The sequence below is a fragment of the Streptomyces sp. 13-12-16 genome (genome assembly GCF_002114215.1).
Lineage (GTDB): Bacteria > Actinomycetota > Actinomycetes > Streptomycetales > Streptomycetaceae > Streptomyces.
Genome location: NZ_NCTE01000200.1, coordinates 20,636 through 37,125, shown reverse-complemented (window position 1 = coordinate 37,125; position 16,490 = coordinate 20,636). Strand labels below are relative to the sequence as shown.

At 71.2% G+C, this 16,490-nt stretch carries 17 protein-coding genes and 1 tRNA gene; 8 read left to right on the top strand and 10 right to left on the bottom strand.

Going from position 1 to position 16,490, the window contains the following annotated elements:
* The 3 genes from pfkB to B7767_RS09320 all read right to left on the bottom strand — a co-directional run.
* The coding region (gene pfkB, locus B7767_RS09330; protein WP_085571766.1) for a 1-phosphofructokinase at positions 1-784 on the bottom strand (784 nt) is incomplete at its 3' end.
* Positions 781-1,542 (bottom strand): DeoR/GlpR family DNA-binding transcription regulator, encoded by a 762-nt coding sequence (locus B7767_RS09325; protein ID WP_085571765.1) that lies wholly within the window; start codon positions 1,540-1,542, stop codon positions 781-783. The genes B7767_RS09325 and pfkB, both read right to left, overlap by 4 nt.
* A 226-nt stretch (positions 1,543-1,768) precedes the next feature.
* Positions 1,769-3,283 carry an MFS transporter gene (locus B7767_RS09320; protein WP_085571764.1) on the bottom strand — a complete coding sequence of 505 codons (1,515 nt, stop codon included), beginning with the start codon at positions 3,281-3,283 and terminating at the stop codon, positions 1,769-1,771.
* 63 nt (positions 3,284-3,346) lie between these two features.
* Between B7767_RS09320 and B7767_RS09315 the strand changes: the two genes are divergently transcribed.
* A complete protein-coding gene (locus tag B7767_RS09315; RefSeq protein WP_085571763.1) occupies positions 3,347-4,318 on the top strand; it encodes a YafY family protein in 972 nt (323 codons plus the stop codon).
* A gap of 232 nt (positions 4,319-4,550) precedes the next feature.
* Here the strand turns inward: B7767_RS09315 and B7767_RS09310 are convergent, their stop codons facing one another.
* A complete protein-coding gene (locus tag B7767_RS09310; RefSeq protein WP_107485940.1) occupies positions 4,551-5,264 on the bottom strand; it encodes a TetR/AcrR family transcriptional regulator in 714 nt (237 codons plus the stop codon).
* A gap of 584 nt (positions 5,265-5,848) precedes the next feature.
* Positions 5,849-6,847, bottom strand: coding sequence for an RNA polymerase sigma factor RpoD/SigA (locus B7767_RS09305; protein ID WP_085571761.1), 999 nt, complete (start codon positions 6,845-6,847; stop codon positions 5,849-5,851).
* A 193-nt stretch (positions 6,848-7,040) separates the two neighbouring features.
* Here B7767_RS09305 and B7767_RS09300 point away from each other — a divergent pair, with 193 nt between their 5' ends.
* On the top strand, positions 7,041-7,559 hold the full coding sequence (locus B7767_RS09300; protein WP_085571760.1) for a GNAT family N-acetyltransferase: 519 nt from the start codon (positions 7,041-7,043) through the stop codon (positions 7,557-7,559).
* A 36-nt stretch (positions 7,560-7,595) separates the two neighbouring features.
* Here the strand turns inward: B7767_RS09300 and B7767_RS09295 are convergent, their stop codons facing one another.
* A complete protein-coding gene (locus B7767_RS09295) occupies positions 7,596-8,357 on the bottom strand; it encodes a dioxygenase (RefSeq protein WP_085571773.1) in 762 nt (253 codons plus the stop codon).
* 135 nt (positions 8,358-8,492) lie between these two features.
* On the opposite strand from B7767_RS09295, the gene B7767_RS09290 reads away from it, so the two are divergent.
* Entirely contained in the window at positions 8,493-9,014 is a 522-nt protein-coding gene (locus B7767_RS09290) for a MarR family winged helix-turn-helix transcriptional regulator (RefSeq protein WP_085571772.1), read from the top strand.
* Positions 9,015-9,171: 157 nt separating this feature from the next.
* Here the strand turns inward: B7767_RS09290 and B7767_RS09285 are convergent, their stop codons facing one another.
* Complete coding sequence (locus tag B7767_RS09285; protein WP_085571759.1) at positions 9,172-10,746, bottom strand: MFS transporter; 1,575 nt, start codon at positions 10,744-10,746, stop codon at positions 9,172-9,174.
* Between the two features lie 166 nt (positions 10,747-10,912).
* On the bottom strand, positions 10,913-11,593 hold the full coding sequence (locus B7767_RS09280) for a TetR/AcrR family transcriptional regulator (protein ID WP_085571758.1): 681 nt from the start codon (positions 11,591-11,593) through the stop codon (positions 10,913-10,915).
* A gap of 235 nt (positions 11,594-11,828) precedes the next feature.
* Here B7767_RS09280 and B7767_RS09275 point away from each other — a divergent pair, with 235 nt between their 5' ends.
* From B7767_RS09275 to B7767_RS09265, 4 genes are all read left to right on the top strand, one after another.
* The gene (locus B7767_RS09275) at positions 11,829-13,121 is read left to right on the top strand and encodes a M6 family metalloprotease domain-containing protein (RefSeq protein WP_085571757.1); all 1,293 of its coding nucleotides are present in this window, start codon (positions 11,829-11,831) and stop codon (positions 13,119-13,121) included.
* 118 nt (positions 13,122-13,239) lie between these two features.
* Complete coding sequence (locus B7767_RS46245) at positions 13,240-13,404, top strand: hypothetical protein (RefSeq protein ID WP_179167085.1); 165 nt, start codon at positions 13,240-13,242, stop codon at positions 13,402-13,404.
* Between the two features lie 183 nt (positions 13,405-13,587).
* Positions 13,588-13,660 (top strand) — tRNA-Arg (locus tag B7767_RS09270).
* Between the two features lie 112 nt (positions 13,661-13,772).
* Positions 13,773-14,120: a hypothetical protein gene (locus B7767_RS09265; RefSeq protein ID WP_085571756.1), complete on the top strand. Its 348-nt coding sequence runs from the start codon at positions 13,773-13,775 to the stop codon at positions 14,118-14,120.
* 90 nt (positions 14,121-14,210) lie between these two features.
* On the opposite strand, the gene B7767_RS09260 is transcribed toward B7767_RS09265, so the two are convergent.
* Both B7767_RS09260 and B7767_RS09255 read right to left on the bottom strand, forming a co-directional pair.
* Positions 14,211-15,395: a site-specific integrase gene (locus tag B7767_RS09260; RefSeq protein ID WP_242782240.1), complete on the bottom strand. Its 1,185-nt coding sequence runs from the start codon at positions 15,393-15,395 to the stop codon at positions 14,211-14,213.
* A gap of 54 nt (positions 15,396-15,449) precedes the next feature.
* The gene (locus tag B7767_RS09255) at positions 15,450-15,731 is read right to left on the bottom strand and encodes a helix-turn-helix domain-containing protein (RefSeq protein ID WP_107485938.1); all 282 of its coding nucleotides are present in this window, start codon (positions 15,729-15,731) and stop codon (positions 15,450-15,452) included.
* Positions 15,732-16,199: 468 nt separating this feature from the next.
* On the opposite strand from B7767_RS09255, the gene B7767_RS09250 reads away from it, so the two are divergent.
* Positions 16,200-16,442, top strand: a complete 243-nt coding sequence (locus B7767_RS09250; RefSeq protein ID WP_179167084.1) for an AlpA family transcriptional regulator — start codon at positions 16,200-16,202, stop codon at positions 16,440-16,442.
* Positions 16,443-16,490: the final 48 nt, after the last annotated feature.

The window sequence follows — 16,490 nt, the reverse complement described above, 5'->3', positions numbered from 1 at the left end:
CGGCGACGAGGAACCCGGCCAGCGAGGAGTCGCCCGCGCCCACGTTGCTGCGGACGGCGTCCACCGCGGCGGTGCCGAACCAGGCGCCGTCGTCGTCCACGAGGAGCTGCCCGTCGGCGCCGAGGCTCGCCAGGACGGCCCGGGCGCCCATCCCCCGCAGCTCCTCGGCCGCCTTCAGCGCGTCGCCCACGGTGATCAGGGGCCGCCCCACGGCCTCGGCCAGCTCCCCCGCGTTCGGCTTCACCACGTCGGGCCGTTCGCGCAGGGCCGCGAGCAGCGCCGGTCCGGAGGTGTCCAGCGCGACGCGTACGCCGGCGGCGTGCACCCGGGTGACCAGTTCGGCGTACCAGGAGGGGGCGAGTCCGCGCGGCAGGCTGCCGCAGCAGGCGATCCAGTCGGCGCCCGGGGACTGCCGGCGCACGGTGTCCAGGAGCAGTTCCCGTTCGGCCTCGGTCAGTTCCGGGCCCGGCGCGTTGATCTTCGTCAGTACGCCGTCGGCCTCGGCGAGCGCGATGTTGGAGCGGGTGGCGCCGGCGACCGGGACCGGAGCGACCTCGATGCCCTGGGCGTCGAGCAGGTCGGCGACCAGGGCGCCCGGTGCGCCGCCCAGGGGCAGTACGGCGACCGTGCGCCGGCCGGCCGCGGTGACGGCGCGGGAGACGTTGACGCCCTTGCCTCCGGGGTCGACGCGTTCGCCGGTGGCCCGGACGACCTCGCCGCGGTCCAGCGAGGGGACCTCGTAGGTGCGGTCCAGGGACGGGTTGGGGGTGACGGTGAGGATCATGCGCGTACCACTTCCGTGCCGCCGTGCTCGATCGCGGCGGCGTCGTCCGGGCCGAGCCCGCTGTCGGTGATCAGCAGGTCCACGTCGCTCAGGTCGCCGAAGCGGGCGAAGTGCTCCTGGCCGTGCTTGGAGGAGTCGGCGAGCAGCACCACCCGGCGGGCTGCGGCCATGGCCGCGCGCTTCACGGCGGCCTCGGCGAGGTCGGGCGTGGTCAGCCCGTGTTCGGCGGAGAACCCGTTGGCGGCCACGAAGAGCACGTCCGCGCGGATCTCGGCGTACGCGCGCAGCGCCCAGGCGTCCACGGCGGCGCGCGTACGGTGCCGTACGCGCCCCCCGACGAGGTGGAGCTGGATGCCGGGGTGGTCGGCGAGGCGGGCCGCGATGGGCAGGCTGTGGGTGACGACGGTGAGGGAGGCCTCCGCCGGCAGGATCCCGGCGAGCCGCGCGGCCGTCGAACCGGCGTCCACGATCAGCGTGCCGTCGGCCGGGAGTTCGGCGAGGGCGGCCCTGGCGATGCGGTCCTTCTCGTCGGCCGCGGTCGTCTCCCGCTCGGCGAGGTCCGGCTCGAAGTCGAGGCGTCCGGCGGGGATGGCCCCGCCGTGCACCCTGCGGACCAGGCCGGCGCGGTCGAGGGCCTTGAGGTCCCGGCGGATGGTCTCGGCGGTCACCTGGAACTCCTCGGCCAGCGAGACCACGTCCACCCGGCCGCCGTCGCGGGCGAGCCGCAGGATCTCCTGCTGGCGTTCCGGTGCGTACATGGTGGCGTGCCTCCGAGTCCGTTCATGCCCGAACGTGTGGTTTCGCTCGCAGAGTACGTCCGAATGTCCGGGAAGTAAACAGAGACGGGCACATGTGGGCATGAGCGGGCTTCCGTTCATGCCCGTACGTCCGCACGTCCACCGCCTGCACGTCTGCACGTCTGCACGCCGAGGGCCCGGCACCCCATGAGTTCCATGGGGTGCCGGGCCCTCGGAGTCGGCCCGCTCAGGCCACGAGTTCCCGCTCCTTCTCCACCGCCACCGGAGCCTCCCCCGCTCCCTCCACGTGCTGGGCGGGGCGCTTGGGCAGGGCGAACATCAGCAGGAAGATCGCGCCCATCACCGCGGCCACGTAGCCCAGCGCGTGCTGGAAGCCGTCCGCGAAGGCCGGGCCCACCTCGGCCGGGGCGAGCCGCTCGTCGATCACCCCGAAGAAGACCACCGACACCAGGCCGAGCCCCAGCGCGTTCCCCATCTGCTGCACGGTGTTGATCAGCCCCGACGCCGACCCGGCGTGCTCACGCGGCACCTCGGACAGCACCGCGTCGGTCAGCGGGGCCACGATCAGTCCCATGCCGACGCCCATGACCACCAGCGGGAGCGCCATCTGCCAGGAGGTGATGCCCATGCCGTAGCGCTCGGACTCCCAGATGTAGAGCAGGACGCCCGCCGCCATCACCAGCGCGCCCGCCTGGAGCACCTTGCGCCCGTAACGCGGGACCAGCAGCTGCACCGACATCCCGGCCGCCGCGGAGACCGCGACGGAGAACGGCACCCCGGTCAGCCCGGCCCGCAGCGCGCTCCAGCCCAGGCCCTCCTGCATGTACAGCGTCCAGACCAGGAAGAAGACGCCGAGGCCGACCCCGAACACCGTCTGCACCGCGATGCCCGCCGCGAAGCTCTTCACCTTGAACAGCGACAGCTCGATCAGCGGGGAGCCGTCCCGCGCGCCCTTGACCCGCTCGTACGCCACCAGCGCCCCGAAGACCACCAGCGCGCCGGCCATCGACACGTACCCCCACAGCGGCCAGCCCAGCTCACGCCCGCGGGTCAGCGGGTAGATCAGCATCAGCAGCCCCAGCGTCACCAGCGCGACGCCCACCAGGTCCAGCTTCAGGGCGCGCGGCGCCTTCGACTCGGTGATGAAGCGGCTGCCGAGGACCAGGCCCGCGATGCCGACCGGCAGGTTGATCAGGAAGATCGGCCGCCATTCCAGGCCGAACAGGTTCCACTCGGTCAGCAGCGCGCCCAGCAGCGGCCCGGACACCGCGCCAAGGCCGACGATCGCGCCGAACAGCCCGAACACCTTGCCGCGCTCGTGCGGCGGGAAGGTCGCGTGCACGATCGACAGCACCTGCGGCACCATCAGCGCCGCCATGGCGCCCTGCAGGATGCGGGAGGCGACCAGCATCTCGGGGTTCACGGCGAACCCGCACAGCGCGGAGGCGAGGGTGAAGCCGCCGATGCCGATGAGGAAGACCCGCTTGCGGCCGTGGATGTCGCCGAGCCGGCCGCCGGTGACCAGCCCGGCGGCGAAGGCCAGCGCGTAACCGGCGGTGATCCACTGGATCTGGCTGAAGGTCGCGCCCTCGTCGCGCCGGATCGACGGGATCGCGATGTTGACGATCGTGACGTCGACGAGGTCCATGAAGGCCGCGGTCATCACGATCGCCAGCGCGAACCAGCGGCGACGGTCGCCCTCGACGGGCTGTGGTGCCTGCGGGGTGTCGGTGGAGTTCATGTCTCAGAAGCTATTCCCCAAGTAGGTCAGATCAGGTCCTACTTCTGCGGCATCCTCGTTCTCATGACGACGGACACTCCGGCCCGGCTCCTCCAGCTCCTCTCCCTCCTCCAGACGCCCCGCGAATGGCCCGGCGGCGAGCTGGCCGACCGGCTCGGGGTCTCCCGGCGCACGGTCCGGCGGGACGTCGACCGGCTGCGCGAGCTCGGCTATCCCGTACAGGCGACGATGGGCGCGGACGGCGGTTACCGGCTCGTCGCCGGCAAGGCGATGCCGCCGCTGGTGCTCGACGACGAGGAGGCGGTGGCCATCGCGGTGGGACTGCGGGCCGGTGCCGGGCACGCGCTGGAGGGCGTGGACGAGGCGTCGGTGCGGGCGCTGGCGAAACTGGAGCAGGTGCTGCCCGGCAGGCTGCGCCACCGCGTCAGTACGCTCCAGGCCGCGACCACCCCGCTGACCAGCGGCGACGGTGCGACGATCGCCCCGGAGACGCTCACCGTCATGGCCTCCACGGTGGCCGGGCACGAGCGGCTGCGGTTCGCCTACCGGGCCGCCGACGGCACGGAGTCCCGGCGGGTGACCGAGCCGTACCGACTGGTGTCGACCGGGCGGCGCTGGTACCTCGTGGCGTACGACCTCGACCGCGCGGACTGGCGGACGTTCCGCGTCGACCGGGTGAGCGACCCCTTCGCGACCGGGGCGCGGTTCGCGCCGAGGGAACTGCCGACGGGGAGCGCGGCGGAGTTCCTGCGCCGGTCCATGTACCGCGCGCGGGAGTCGTACGAGATGGTCGTCACCTTCGCCGCACCGGCCGGGGCGGTCGCGGCCCGCCTGCCGGGCTGGATGGGCACGCCCGAGCCGCTCGGCGAGAACAGCTGCCGGCTGCGCGCGACGGCGAGCGACGCCAAGGACTGGATGGCGGTACGGCTGGCGATGCTGGGGCACGAGTTCACGGTGCAGGAGCCTGCGGAGCTGGTGGAGGCGGTACGGGAGCTGGGCGCGCGGATGAGCCGGGCGGCGGGCGGTGCGGGGTGACGTGGCGTCGGTCCCTTCAGAAGGGCCCGTGACCTGACGTCAGGCCTCACGGGAACGATCGTGAGCCGACGTCATGCCTGCCGGAAGGACCCACGCCCCGGCGTCAGGCCTCACGGAAAAGGCCCATGGCCCTGCATCAAGCCTGACGGGAGGACTCACGACCTGACCTCAGACCTCACAGGAACGGCCGTGAGTCGGCGTCAGGCTCCTCGGGGAGGACCGTGAACTGGCGTCAGGCCTCTCGGGAACGGTCGTCAGCCGCCGCCAAGTCCCCCCACGCGAAGCCCCGTAGCGCCGCGAGGTTGGCGACCGCCAGTTCGGCCGGGCCACGGGGGCCCTCGGCGGGGCCGTCGCCGGCCGCCCAGCTCTCCACGGCCGTGCGGACGGCCGCGCTCGCGACGGCGGCGGTGAAGCACAGCCGGGTGTGGACGGCAACGTTGTCGGCGTCGTACGGGGCCCGAGCGGCCGTCAGCCGCTCCGCCAGCGCCTCCGCCAGGCTCCGCTCCGACGCCCGGCACACCTCGGCCCACACCCGGCGCAGGGCGGGGTTCGCCTCGGCCAGCCGGATCAGGGTGCGCACCCAGTCCCAGGAGGCCGCCGACACACCGAGGCCGGGGGTGAGCGTGTGGCGCACGGCGTCCTCCAGCACCTGCGGCAGGGGCACCTCGGCGGGCGCGGCACGCACCGCCGCCACCCAGCGCTGGGCGCCGGTGGCGTAGAGCGGGCCGATGGCCTCTTCCTTGCTGGCGAAGTACCGGTAGAAGGTGCGCGGGGCGATGCCGGCCGCCTGGGCGATGTCCTCTGCACGGGTGGCCCGCAGGCCCTGCCGGACGAAGAGACCGGCCGCCGCGCGGGCGATCTCCATACGGGTCTCGGCCTTGCGCCGTTCGGTCAGCGAGACCGCGGGAAGCGGGGAAGAAGGCGGCGTCGGGGTGGTGCTGCTCACGCCCGGCAGGCTATGCCCATGTGACACAATCTGCCATCTGGCGGGCCACCCCGGGGTTCAGGTCCGGGGTGACCCGCCGGCCGACGGCACGCACGAGGAAGCCGGGTCCGGCGCCCGGGGGGAGGGCGCCGGACCCGGCTTTGGGAAGTCCCGGCGCCGGGGGGGGTTGTGCGTCGGGACGTGGCTCGGTGGGTCCAGGATCTCAGGGGCCCGAAGTACGAACTCCTGGTCCTTGCATTCTTGTTCCCGGGGTCCAGCGGGTTGAAGCGGCGGGGAACGGCCATGTTTTGCGCGGTCTTTCGCCACCCGGCGTACGCGGCCGGGGCCCTGCACGGCCCCCGTCGCTCCCCCGGACTCCGCACGGCGGCATCAGCACCCCCATGCCGAACCCGGCGACAGCAACGCCACGTTCACCTCCGACAGCCCACCCGTCACGCTACCGCGCCACCCGAACCCTCACGCCACCGCGTCCGGCCCGGCGGTCGCACTGCCGCACCGGGCACGGCTGCCGCGCCGCCGTTCCAGCCGTCACGCTCCCGCGTCCGGCCAGGCGGTCGCTCCGCCGGGCCGGACCCGGTTCGTTCTCACGCCGCCGCGTCGAACCCGGTGTCGCGGGCCAGCTTCTTCAGCTCCAGCAGTGCGTGCTTCTCGATCTGGCGGATGCGCTCGCGGGTCAGCCCGTGCTCCTTGCCGACCTCGGTCAGCGTGCGCTCGCGGCCGTCCTCGATGCCGTACCGCATCTTGATGATGGAGGCCGTGCGCTGGTCGAGGCGGCCGATCAAGTCGTCCAGCTCCTCGCTGCGCAGCAGCGTCAGCACCGACTGCTCCGGCGACACCGCCGAGGTGTCCTCCAGCAGGTCGCCGAACTGGGTCTCGCCCTCGTCGTCCACCGACATGTTCAGCGAGACCGGGTCACGGGCCCAGTCGAGCACGTCGACGACGCGCTCCGGCGTGGAGCCGAGCTCGGCGGCGACCTCCGCGGGCTCCGGCTCACGGCCGTGCTCGCGGTTGAACTCGCGCTGCACCCGCCGTATCCGGCCCAGCTCCTCCACCAGGTGGACGGGCAGGCGAATGGTGCGCGACTGGTCGGCTATCGACCGGGTGATGGCCTGACGGATCCACCAGGTCGCGTACGTCGAGAACTTGAAGCCCTTGCGGTAGTCGAACTTCTCGACCGCGCGGACCAGGCCGGCGTTGCCCTCCTGGATCAGGTCGAGCAGCGGCAGACCGCTGCGGGGGTAGCGGCGGGCCACGGCGACGACCAGGCGCAGGTTGGAACGGATGAAGACGTCCTTGGCCCGCTCACTGGCGTCGTACAGGGCGTTGAGCTCCTCGGTGGTGGCCCCGGCCTTGTTCTCCTCGAGGCCGTCGAGGATCTGTCGCGCGAACACACCCGCTTCGATGATCTGGGACAGCTCGACCTCCTTGGCGGCGTCGAGCAGCGGCGTGCGCGCGATCTCGTCCAAGTACATGCCGACCAGGTCGCGGTCGGCGATCTCGCCGCTATGGGCGCGGACACTGCGTGCCGAGTCGGCCGTCTCGCCGGTGGCGGACTGACGACGGGCGACGGCGCGGGTTGCCATGCGTGCTCCCTTGCGATGATGAGGTCAGCGGGTGGTCCTGCGGACGCCTGACACGTCTCTCAGGTCCCTCCGGACTCTGGTCGAGTGCCCTGCATCCGATGGAAACAACGACTGGAATCCGGACAGAATTCCCAACCCGCCCCCCGATTTTTCTGATCATGCAGTATCCTGTCGGGCCACGCGAGGAGGTCCGATGCCGTCGGAGCACGAAGAGGTCCAGGTCAGGCCGGGCACGGAGGGCGATCTGACGGCCCTCACCGACCTGTACAACCACTACGTGCGTGAGACGGCGATCACATTCGACACGGCGCCTTTCACTCCGGAGGAGCGCCTCCCCTGGCTGCTCTCCCACCCTGTAGACGGCCCGTACCGCCTGATGGTTGCCACGGGCGCCGGGTCGCGGCGGATCCTGGGGTACGCCACCTCCAGCCCCTTCCGCCCCAAGCCCGCCTACGCGACCTCGGTGGAGACGACGGTCTACGTCGCCCCCGGCGCCGGCCGGCGCGGCATCGGCACCCTCCTCTACAAGACCCTCTTCGAGGCCCTGGCGGGCGAGGACCTGCACCGCGCCTACGCCGGCGTCGCCCAGCCGAACGACGCCTCGGCGCGGCTGCACGAGCGTTTCGGCTTCCGGCACGTCGGCACGTACCGGGAGGTGGGCCGCAAGTTCGGCCGCTGGTGGGACGTGGCCTGGTACGAGAAGCCCCTGTAGCCCCGTAGGTCACGAGGAGCCCCGTACCTCCGGAGGTCAGCCGAACTGCACCGACCGCTTGGCCAGCCCCAGCCAGAACCCGTCGATCACGGACTTCTGTTCCCCGAGCTCCCCGGCGGCGTCCGCGGCGCCCATGGTCACGAAGAGCGGGGCGAAGTGCTCGGTGCGCGGGTGGGCCAGCAGGCCGGCCGGGGACTTGCGGGTGAAGTCGAGCAGCGCGTCCACGTCGCCCGCCTCCAGGGCCTCCCGCCCCCAGGCGTCGAACTCCGCCGACCAGGCGGGGATGCCGCCCTGCCGCAGCGCGGCGAGGTTGTGGGTGAAGAACCCGGAGCCGACGATCAGCACGCCCTCGTCGCGCAGCGGCGCGAGCCTGCGCCCGATCTCCATCAGCCGCACCGGGTCCAGCGTCGGCATGGAGACCTGGAGCACCGGGACGTCGGCCTCGGGGTACATCTCGACCAGCGGGACGTAGGCGCCGTGGTCCAGCCCCCGGTCGGGGACGTCCTGGACGGGCGTGCCGGGGGCGCGCAGCAGCTTGCGCACGGACTCGGCGAGCGCGGGGGCGCCGGGGGCTCCGTAGGTGACCCGGTAGTAGTGCTCGGGGAAGCCCCAGAAGTCGTAGACCAGGGGGACGGTCTCGGTGGCGCCGAGGGCGAGCGGGGCCTCCTCCCAGTGGGCGGAGACGACCAGGATCGCCTTCGGGCGGGGCAGTCCGGCCGACCAGGCGGCCAGTTCGCCGGGCCAGACGGGGTCGTCGGCCAGGGGCGGGGCGCCGTGACTGAGGTAGAGAGCGGGCATGCGCTCCTGAGTGGCGGCGGTCATGACGGCGGCTCCCTTCCGAGGAGGCGAACTTGCTTGAAGTCTCAACTTCCATCAACGACTGTACGATGAATTTGTTTAAGATTCAAGAAGGACGGCCGTACAGTGGAGTACATGAACACGGCACCCGCAGCACCATCGGCGTCCGCCGACGAGCCCCGCTGGCTCACCGACGAGGAGCAGCGCGTCTGGCGCTCGTACATCGAGGCCGCCACCCTCCTGGAGGACCACCTCGACCGACAGCTCCAGCGTGACGCGGGAATGCCGCACGTCTACTACGGCCTGCTGGTCAAGCTCGCCGAGGCCCCGCGCCGCCGGCTGCGGATGACGGAACTGGCGATGTCCGCGAAGATCACCCGCTCCCGCCTCTCGCACGCCGTCGCGCGCCTGGAGAAGAGCGGCTGGGTACGCCGTGAGGACTGCCCCTCCGACAAGCGGGGGCAGTTCGCCGTACTGACGGACGAGGGCCAGGAGGTGCTGCGCCGGCACGCGCCCGGCCACGTGGACGCCGTGCGCCAGGCGGTCTTCGACCGGCTCACCCCGCAACAGCAGAAGTCCCTCGGCGAGATCATGCGGATCGTCGCCGAGGGACTTCAGCCGAGCGGAGCGGGCGCGGACCTGCCCTGGCTCCGCTGACGTGGCGGGAGCCGGGGCAGGTCCGGGAAGCCGTACGGAGGAGGCGTCCCCTCCTCTTCCGTACGGGCGGTGAGGGACGGACGGAACGGATGGTGCGGGACGGACGGAGCAGGTGGTGAGGGACGGATCGAACGGGTGGTGCGGGACGGGCGGACCGTCAGTGCATGACCACCGGAACCGCCGTCTCGCCCTCCACGGCCTCGCCGGTCTCACCGTTCCCGCCGGCGGACCCGGCGACCGCGGTGCCGCCCGGCCGGCCGGCGTTGATCAGGGTCAGGGCGATGGCCGCGGCCGCCACCAGGATCCCGACGGCGAACCAGATCGCGCTGGTGTAGCCCTGCACCTGCCCCTGGAGCTGGACCAGCTGCTGCTGGGACCGGCTCGAGGCGCCACCGATGTGGTCGGCGACGTAGGACGTGGTGGCCGAGGCCGCGATCGTGTTCAGCAGCGCCGTACCGATGGCGCCGCCCACCTGCTGCGAGGTGTTGACCATCGCGGAGGCGACACCGGAGTCACGCGGCTCGACGCCCAGCGTGGCCAGCGACATGGCCGGCATGAACGCCGTACCCATGCCGAGGCCGAGCAGCAGCATGCCGGGCAGCAGGACCGCCGCGTACGAGGAGTCGATCTCCATCTGGGTCAGGAAGAGCATGCCGAGCGCGGCGACCAGGAAGCCGGGACCCATCAGCAGCCGGGGCGCGACCCGGGTCATCAGCCGGGTGCCGATCTGGGTGGAGCCCGTGATCATGCCCGCGATCATCGGCAGGAAGGCGAACCCGGTCTTGACCGGCGAGTACCCCTTCACGACCTGCAGGTAGTAGGTGAGGAAGAGGAACAGGCCGAACATCGCGATGATCGCCAGGCCCAGCGAGAGGTAGACCCCGCCGCGGTTGCGCTCGGTGACCACGCGCAGCGGCAGCAGCGGCGCCTTGACCTTGGCCTCGACCGCCACGAAGGCGGCGAGCAGCACGGCGGAGGCGACGAACATGCCGACGGTCAGCGAGTCGCTCCAGCCCTCGGACTCCGCGCGGGTGAAGCCGTAGACCAGCGCGACCAGGCCCACCGTGGACAGCAGCACACCGGGGACGTCGAGCGGCGAGCGGTTGCGGCCGGCCGGCTCACGGATGACGAAGTACGCGCCGGCCGCGGCGACCACGGCGAACGGGATGTTCACGAAGAACGTCCAGCGCCAGTCCAGGTACTCGGTGAGGAAACCGCCGAGGATCAGCCCCACGGCACCGCCGCCACCGGCGATCGCGCCGTAGATGCCGAACGCCTTGGCGCGCTCCTTGCCGTCGGTGAACATCACCGCGAGCAGGGACAGCGCGGCGGGCGCGAGCAGCGCGCCGAACACGCCCTGGAGGGCGCGGGCGCCGAACATCATGGCCTCGTTGGTGGCCGCGCCGCCGAGCGCGGAGGCCACGGCGAACCCGCCCAGACCGAGCACGAAGGCCCGCTTGCGCCCCCACAGGTCGGCTATCCGGCCGCCGAACAGCAGCAGTCCGCCGAAGGCGAGGGCGTAGGCGGTGACCACCCACTGGCGGTTGCCGTCCGAGATGCCCAGGTCCTGCTGGGCGGAGGGCAGGGCGATGTTCACGATGGTGGCGTCCAGGACGACCATCAGCTGGGCGAGCGCGATGAAGACGAGCGCTTTCCAGCGGTTGGCGTCCGGGCCGTCCGGAGCGCTCCGGGCACTCTGGACCTTTCCGGCCGCTGAGGCTGTGTCAGACATGGGGGTACCCACTTCGGAAGTTCGTGACGGAAATCTTGAAAAATGAGATGAAAAAACGGTGTCGTCAAGGGAACGACTCGCCCCGGGGGGCGGCCGCTGGTACGGGTCCTGCTCTGGTACGGGGATCCCGCTCCGGTACGGAAACCCCGTTCGCGTCAGAGATCGCTCAGCGGCGCAGATCCTCCACGGTCACGGCCGAACCCGGCAGGACGGTCGGGGCCGGGGCCCGCATCCCGTCCAGGAACAGCTGCAGATGGCGGTGGACGAAACGGTCGGCGTTGTCGCAGCCGGTACCGGCCGGGGGCCGGCTCAGCTGGGCGACGCCCACCATCAGATCGCCGTACTCCACGTCGGTACGGAGCTGACCGGCCGCCTTGGCGCGGTCCATGAGCTGCGCGACGAGGCTCTCGGCGCGCCGGCGTGCGTCCTCCAGGTCGGGGTGGTGCTGGTCGAAGGTGCTGGAGACCATCGGGCACAGCGCGCTGATCCGCTCGTCGGCGGCCGTGTGCGCGAAGCGCTCCAGTGCCTCGAAGGCGTCCCCGGTCTCGCTGAGCGCCTGCTCGGCCGCCCGCACCGTACGGTCCATCACGGAGCAGACGACCTCGCGCACCAGCGCGTCGCGGTCGGGGAAGTTGCGGTACACCGTGGCGTTGCCGACGCCGGCCCGGCGGGCGACGTCGTCGAGCGGCACCTCGGGCCCGAACTCGACGAACATCTCCCGGGCGGCGGTGACGATCCGCTCCCGGTTGCGCAGGGCGTCGGCGCGGGGCCGGGGCGCCTTGCGCGGTACGGGGGTGGCGGTCTGCACGGTGCACTCCTGGTCGTAGTGGCTTGATCCTTGTGTCATGTCCGCGATCCGGGGAGCGAGTCCCCGTTTCGCTCGGACACAGGTCTAAACGGGGAAACGATCCCCGGTTATTTCCCACCCCCGCCCTCTTTTCCTGTGACCCGCCTCACACCGCACCGGTCGCGCGGCCCCACGATCGGACCTCCCAGCGGGCGCCCGTCCACCCGGCGACGCAGGGTGATCGGGAGGGTGCAGTCGGAGACCGGCGGCTGCCGTGTGGAGCGGAGGTCCTCGCATGCAGCCGCAGCCGAGCCGACGCCGGATACCCCCGCGCCGGCTGGCGGCCCTGGCATCGGTGACCGTCCTGACCCTCGCCGTCAGCACCTCGGCCGGCAACAGCGGCCTCTCCTCCGGCACCTCCACCGTCGGCGCCGGACCCAGCGCCCTCTCCCGCACCTCCGCGCACGGCCCCTGCATGATCAGCACGGAGGGCGAGGTCCAGATGTCCGAGGGCATCCCCACGGCTCCCGGCTACACCCGCTCCACCGGCACGGTCCGCGCCCTCACCCTGATGATCGACTTCTCCGACGCACCCGGCGAGGGCGACGCCCTCGACCGCTACCGCGAGTTCTTCCCCGAGACCAGCGAGTGGTTCGCCACCAGCTCCTACGGCCGCCTCGACTACCGCCCCGAACTCCCCGTCCCCGACTGGCTCCGGATGCCCAAGTCGTTCCGCGCGTACGGCATAGAGCGCGGCGCCCCCTTCGACCCCGGCTACCGCGACCTGGTCCGCGACATCGTGGCCGAGGCCGATCCCGAGGTGGACTTCCAGTCGTACGACCTGCTGAACGTACTGGTGACCCCCAACGCGGGCCCCGCCGCCCTCGACACGGTCCTGTCCGTCACCTTCGCCGGCAACAAGGAGGCCCCGAGCGCGGACGGCGTCCCCGTCTCCAACGCGTCCTTCGTCTACTCCCGCCAGGACGACGGCTCCGGCTCCTACGACCGCACCGGCTACCGCGTGCTGCCGCACGAGAACGGCCACGTCTTCGGCCTGCCCGACCTGTACACCGCCGAGGGCGGCGGCGCGGTCGGCCACTGGGACATCATGAGCGAGGACTGGGGCGCCAACAACGACCTCCTCGCCTGGCACAAGTGGAAGCTGGGCTGGCTGGACGCGTCCCAGGTCGGCTGCGCGGCGGACCCCGGCACACGGGAGTACGCCCTCACCTCCCTCGCCCGCGCCGGCGGCCCGAAACTCGTCTTCATCCCCCTGGACGACCACTCCGGCTACGCCGTCGAACTGCGCACCCGCGCCGGCAACGACGAGGCCGTGTGCCGCCCCGGCGTCCTCGTCTACCGCGTCGACGCCGACGTCGACACGGGCATGGGCCCGATCACCGTCTTCGACTCCCGCCGTGACAGCGGCGGCTGCACCCGCTCCCCCAACGTCCACGCGGAACTCTCGGACGCGACGTTCACACCGGGCGAGAGCTTCGTGGACCGCCGGACGGGCGTCCGGGTGGCGGTGACGGCGGCGGGAGCGGAGGAGTACCGGGTACGGGTGACCCGTACGTCGTCGGGCTGACCCCGACGACGAAGACGGTGCGACGCGGCACGATCGACGACAATCACCGCACCGGCCCCCTCGGTCTGGTACCAACTGAAATGCCGTGCAAGGCAGTTCCGAATCGACAGGCGGACTCATGACGGAGACACAGCAGGCAACGGCGAACGCCGGCGGGCCGGCGGAGGCACCCCGGGGACGCACCCGATGGGGGGTGGCCGCCGCGGTCCTCGGCCTCCCGGCACTGGCGGTGACCGGCTTCCTGACCTTGATGGCGCTCTGGGTACTGTTCGGCGAATCCTGACGCGAGCCGCACGGCCACCGGCACGGAAGGACGCCTCCTCACCGCCCGGCACTCCACCCCCACCCGCCGCAGCACCGATCCGGTACCCTGTGGATCGAGCGCCCTGGCAGGCACCAGCCACCGGTCCAGGACGCTCAGGGCTTGACGGAGACACCCGACCGGGACCGTCCACGATCAGGCCCCGCCTTCGTAGCTCAGGGGATAGAGCACCGCTCTCCTAAAGCGGGTGTCGCAGGTTCGAATCCTGCCGGGGGCACAGCAAAGCACCAGGTCAGGAGCCCTTCCGTCCAGCGGACGGGAGGGCTCCTGCGCTTGCAGCACACATATGGCACACATGCCATGCGCGCGGACGGTGGGGAGCTGGCAGGATGCCCGTCAAGGATGATCTGGCCCGGCGCCGGCACGAGAAGTTGATCGACCGCCTTGAGTCGCTGATGCGGGCCGCGCTCAAGCCCGAGTACCAGGGCTACTACGGGCATCTGATCCTGAGCAGCGACGATCTCGCGGAGATGGGCGAGCTCAAGGACGTCCGGCGTGCCGCTCGGGAGGCGGGGCGTCGTCTCGGCTGGAAGGCGACCACCCAGCTCGTCGGTGGCCGGCTCTTTGTGCTCGACGAGCGGGAGGTTCCCGAGGAGATCGAGCAGCTGGCTGGAGACACGGCCGCTGCAGCGATTGACGGGGCCTGGCAGGAAGGCCGCCGACCGCGCGGCATCTGATCCGAGGGAGCGGCGAGGGGCCGCCCCACCGCAAAAGCGTGGTGGGGCGGCCCCTTCGACTACGGCTCCCCCGCACGGATTAGGCACACATCACGCGGCGTCTTCCTCCAGGGCGGCCACCGTCTCGGCGGCCTCGCGAGCCTTCCTCTCCGCCTTCTCCAGCTTGGCCTTCGCCTTGGCCAACTGCTTGGCGCGGCGCTTGTGCATCTTCTTCGACACCTCGTCCAGACGGTCCGGGAAGAGGTGGCCGTACGTGTCCAACGTCAGGGTCGCGGACTTGTGGCCCAGCATCGTCTGTACGACGTTGACGTCCGCGCCGCTGGCGATGGCGAGCGAGGCCGCCGTGTGACGCAGCTTGTGCGGGGTGACCTTGAGGTGCCCCAGCCCGGCCTTCACGACCGCCGGCGCGAAGAACCGCTGACGGAAGTTACGGGCACGCAGCGGGCCTCCCTGAGGGGCGGTGAAGAGCAACTCCTCATCTCCCCGGCCCTGGAGGTGGGGCTTCAACTCCTCTGCCAGGAACCGCGGGATCGGTACCGACCGGCGCTCGTGGTTCTTGGGGGTGTCGAGGTAGAGCTTGCCGTTGTCCTCAGCGTACGCCTCGACGATGTGCGCTCGGCAGGCGTCCAGGTCCACGCGACCCACCTTCAGCGCGGACGCCTCGCCCCACCGCAGGCCGGTGTAGGCCAGCAGCAGGATGAACACCCGGTAGGCGCCCGACGCGTTGGCCAGCGCGTCGACCTGCATGTCATCGAGGTACACGTGGTCGGCCGGCGCCGCCTTCGGCAAGGGCACGCCGACAGCCGGGTTGACCGCCAGACGACGAGCCTTGACCGCGTAGCCGAGAACGCGGCTGAGGACGACGTACGCCTTGCGGACCGACCGAGGGCTGAGCTTCCTGCCGCCTGCCGCCTCGCCGGACAGCAGGTCCGCGAGCCACTCGGCGATGTCCTCGAAGTGGATGCGGTCCAACGGTGTGGTGCCCCACCTGGGGATCACGTGGACGTCGAGAACGCCGCGATAGCGACCCCGGGTCGAACGCTTGAGATGGATCTGCGCGGCCAGCCAGGACTCCGCCACCTCTGCGAACTTCACGCGCGCGGCGGCCGGATCACGGTAGGAGCCGTCGTTGAGACGGGACTCCATCCTCGTCCGCTCCGCCTCGGCGTCGACCTTGCGGGCGAAGGTCTTCATCTTCGGCTTGCCATCGGGGTCGTACCAGCGCACGCGGTACCGCCCCGGCGGCGTACGGCCCGCCCGCTTGGCTTCCGCCACGGCCCGTACGTACGTTCCGTGCCCGATGCGGTCCTCAATCCAGACCCGCGCCAACTAGCACCCCCTCCGGTCATTACTGGACACCGACGGGAGCGGCAGGAGCAGGGCCATGGGAGGAACACCGAGCGCGGTGGCGATGGCGACGAGGTCGTCGACATCGCAGCGTCGGTGGGCGCGTTCGGTTCGGCTGAGGGCGGTGTTGGACATCGGGCGGCCCAGCGCGGTGCAGCGGGCGGCGAGCTGGTGCTGGGTCAGGCTGCGCACGAGGCGTAGGTGCTCGATGGCGCGGGCGGTGTGGAGGCCGGCGGGGCCTATTTCGACAGGTCGGGTTGCCATGACAGGTAGCTGTAACTTGCATCCGGCCGTCATGGCAAGAGCTAGTTCTTAAACTCTATAAAGGTCGCCCGGGGGCGAAGCGGTGTTCGTCTCGCCGAATTCCGGTACATCACGAGCCTTTTCAGCGGAGAGGCCGTGCTATCTTCTCTCCGCGTCATGGAGATGGGCGATTTGAGCGACTATCAGCCATAGTGTCCGGCAGGCTGACCGCGCCACTGATGACTGCTGGGCGCTATCTCTGAGCTGCGGAGGTACCGGATTCCGACCCCTCTGCCAGCCGTTGCGCCACAGAAAAATTCCAGGCTCTGCGGGAGCGATTTCGGCAACCGGGGATCCGCCCTTACTGTTTGGTCTCTCCCGGCCACGCCGAGAGAACTAGTACAGAGTTTCAGAACTAACTCTGGACTTTTCCCTGGGCGGTGTGGCTGTGTTGTCCAGGCCCGTTGTTCAACACCGAAAAGGAGCCCTGTGCCGAAGACCTCTCCCCGCGGTACCAACGTCCCTGTCGCCACCGCAGCTGCCCAGCGCGGCCCGCTGGCCACCCCTGCGGAGGTCGCCACCTACCTCGGGGTGCCGGTGAAGACCCTCTACCAGTGGAAGTACCGGGGCGTCGGCCCCAACGTGCACAAGGTCGGCCGCCACCTGCGCTACCGCTGGCACGAGGTGGACGCCTGGCTGAACGCCCAGGCCACGTACGACCTCGTGGTCTGACGCCGCCCTTTCAGGGACAGCGAAACGGCTCTCGGCGAGCCACCGCCG

Coding starts and splice junctions, on each gene's coding strand:
- B7767_RS09320 (WP_085571764.1), bottom strand. CDS start 3,283: ATGAACTCCACCGACACCCCGCAGGCACCACAGCCCGTCGAGGGCGAC.
- B7767_RS09275 (WP_085571757.1), top strand. CDS start 11,829: ATGCAGCCGCAGCCGAGCCGACGCCGGATACCCCCGCGCCGGCTGGCG.
- B7767_RS09265 (WP_085571756.1), top strand. CDS start 13,773: ATGCCCGTCAAGGATGATCTGGCCCGGCGCCGGCACGAGAAGTTGATC.
- B7767_RS09295 (WP_085571773.1), bottom strand. CDS start 8,357: ATGCCCGCTCTCTACCTCAGTCACGGCGCCCCGCCCCTGGCCGACGAC.
- B7767_RS09285 (WP_085571759.1), bottom strand. CDS start 10,746: ATGTCTGACACAGCCTCAGCGGCCGGAAAGGTCCAGAGTGCCCGGAGC.
- B7767_RS09280 (WP_085571758.1), bottom strand. CDS start 11,593: ATGACACAAGGATCAAGCCACTACGACCAGGAGTGCACCGTGCAGACC.
- B7767_RS46245 (WP_179167085.1), top strand. CDS start 13,240: ATGACGGAGACACAGCAGGCAACGGCGAACGCCGGCGGGCCGGCGGAG.
- B7767_RS09305 (WP_085571761.1), bottom strand. CDS start 6,847: ATGGCAACCCGCGCCGTCGCCCGTCGTCAGTCCGCCACCGGCGAGACG.
- B7767_RS09290 (WP_085571772.1), top strand. CDS start 8,493: ATGAACACGGCACCCGCAGCACCATCGGCGTCCGCCGACGAGCCCCGC.
- B7767_RS09300 (WP_085571760.1), top strand. CDS start 7,041: ATGCCGTCGGAGCACGAAGAGGTCCAGGTCAGGCCGGGCACGGAGGGC.
- B7767_RS09255 (WP_107485938.1), bottom strand. CDS start 15,731: ATGGCAACCCGACCTGTCGAAATAGGCCCCGCCGGCCTCCACACCGCC.
- B7767_RS09325 (WP_085571765.1), bottom strand. CDS start 1,542: ATGTACGCACCGGAACGCCAGCAGGAGATCCTGCGGCTCGCCCGCGAC.
- B7767_RS09315 (WP_085571763.1), top strand. CDS start 3,347: ATGACGACGGACACTCCGGCCCGGCTCCTCCAGCTCCTCTCCCTCCTC.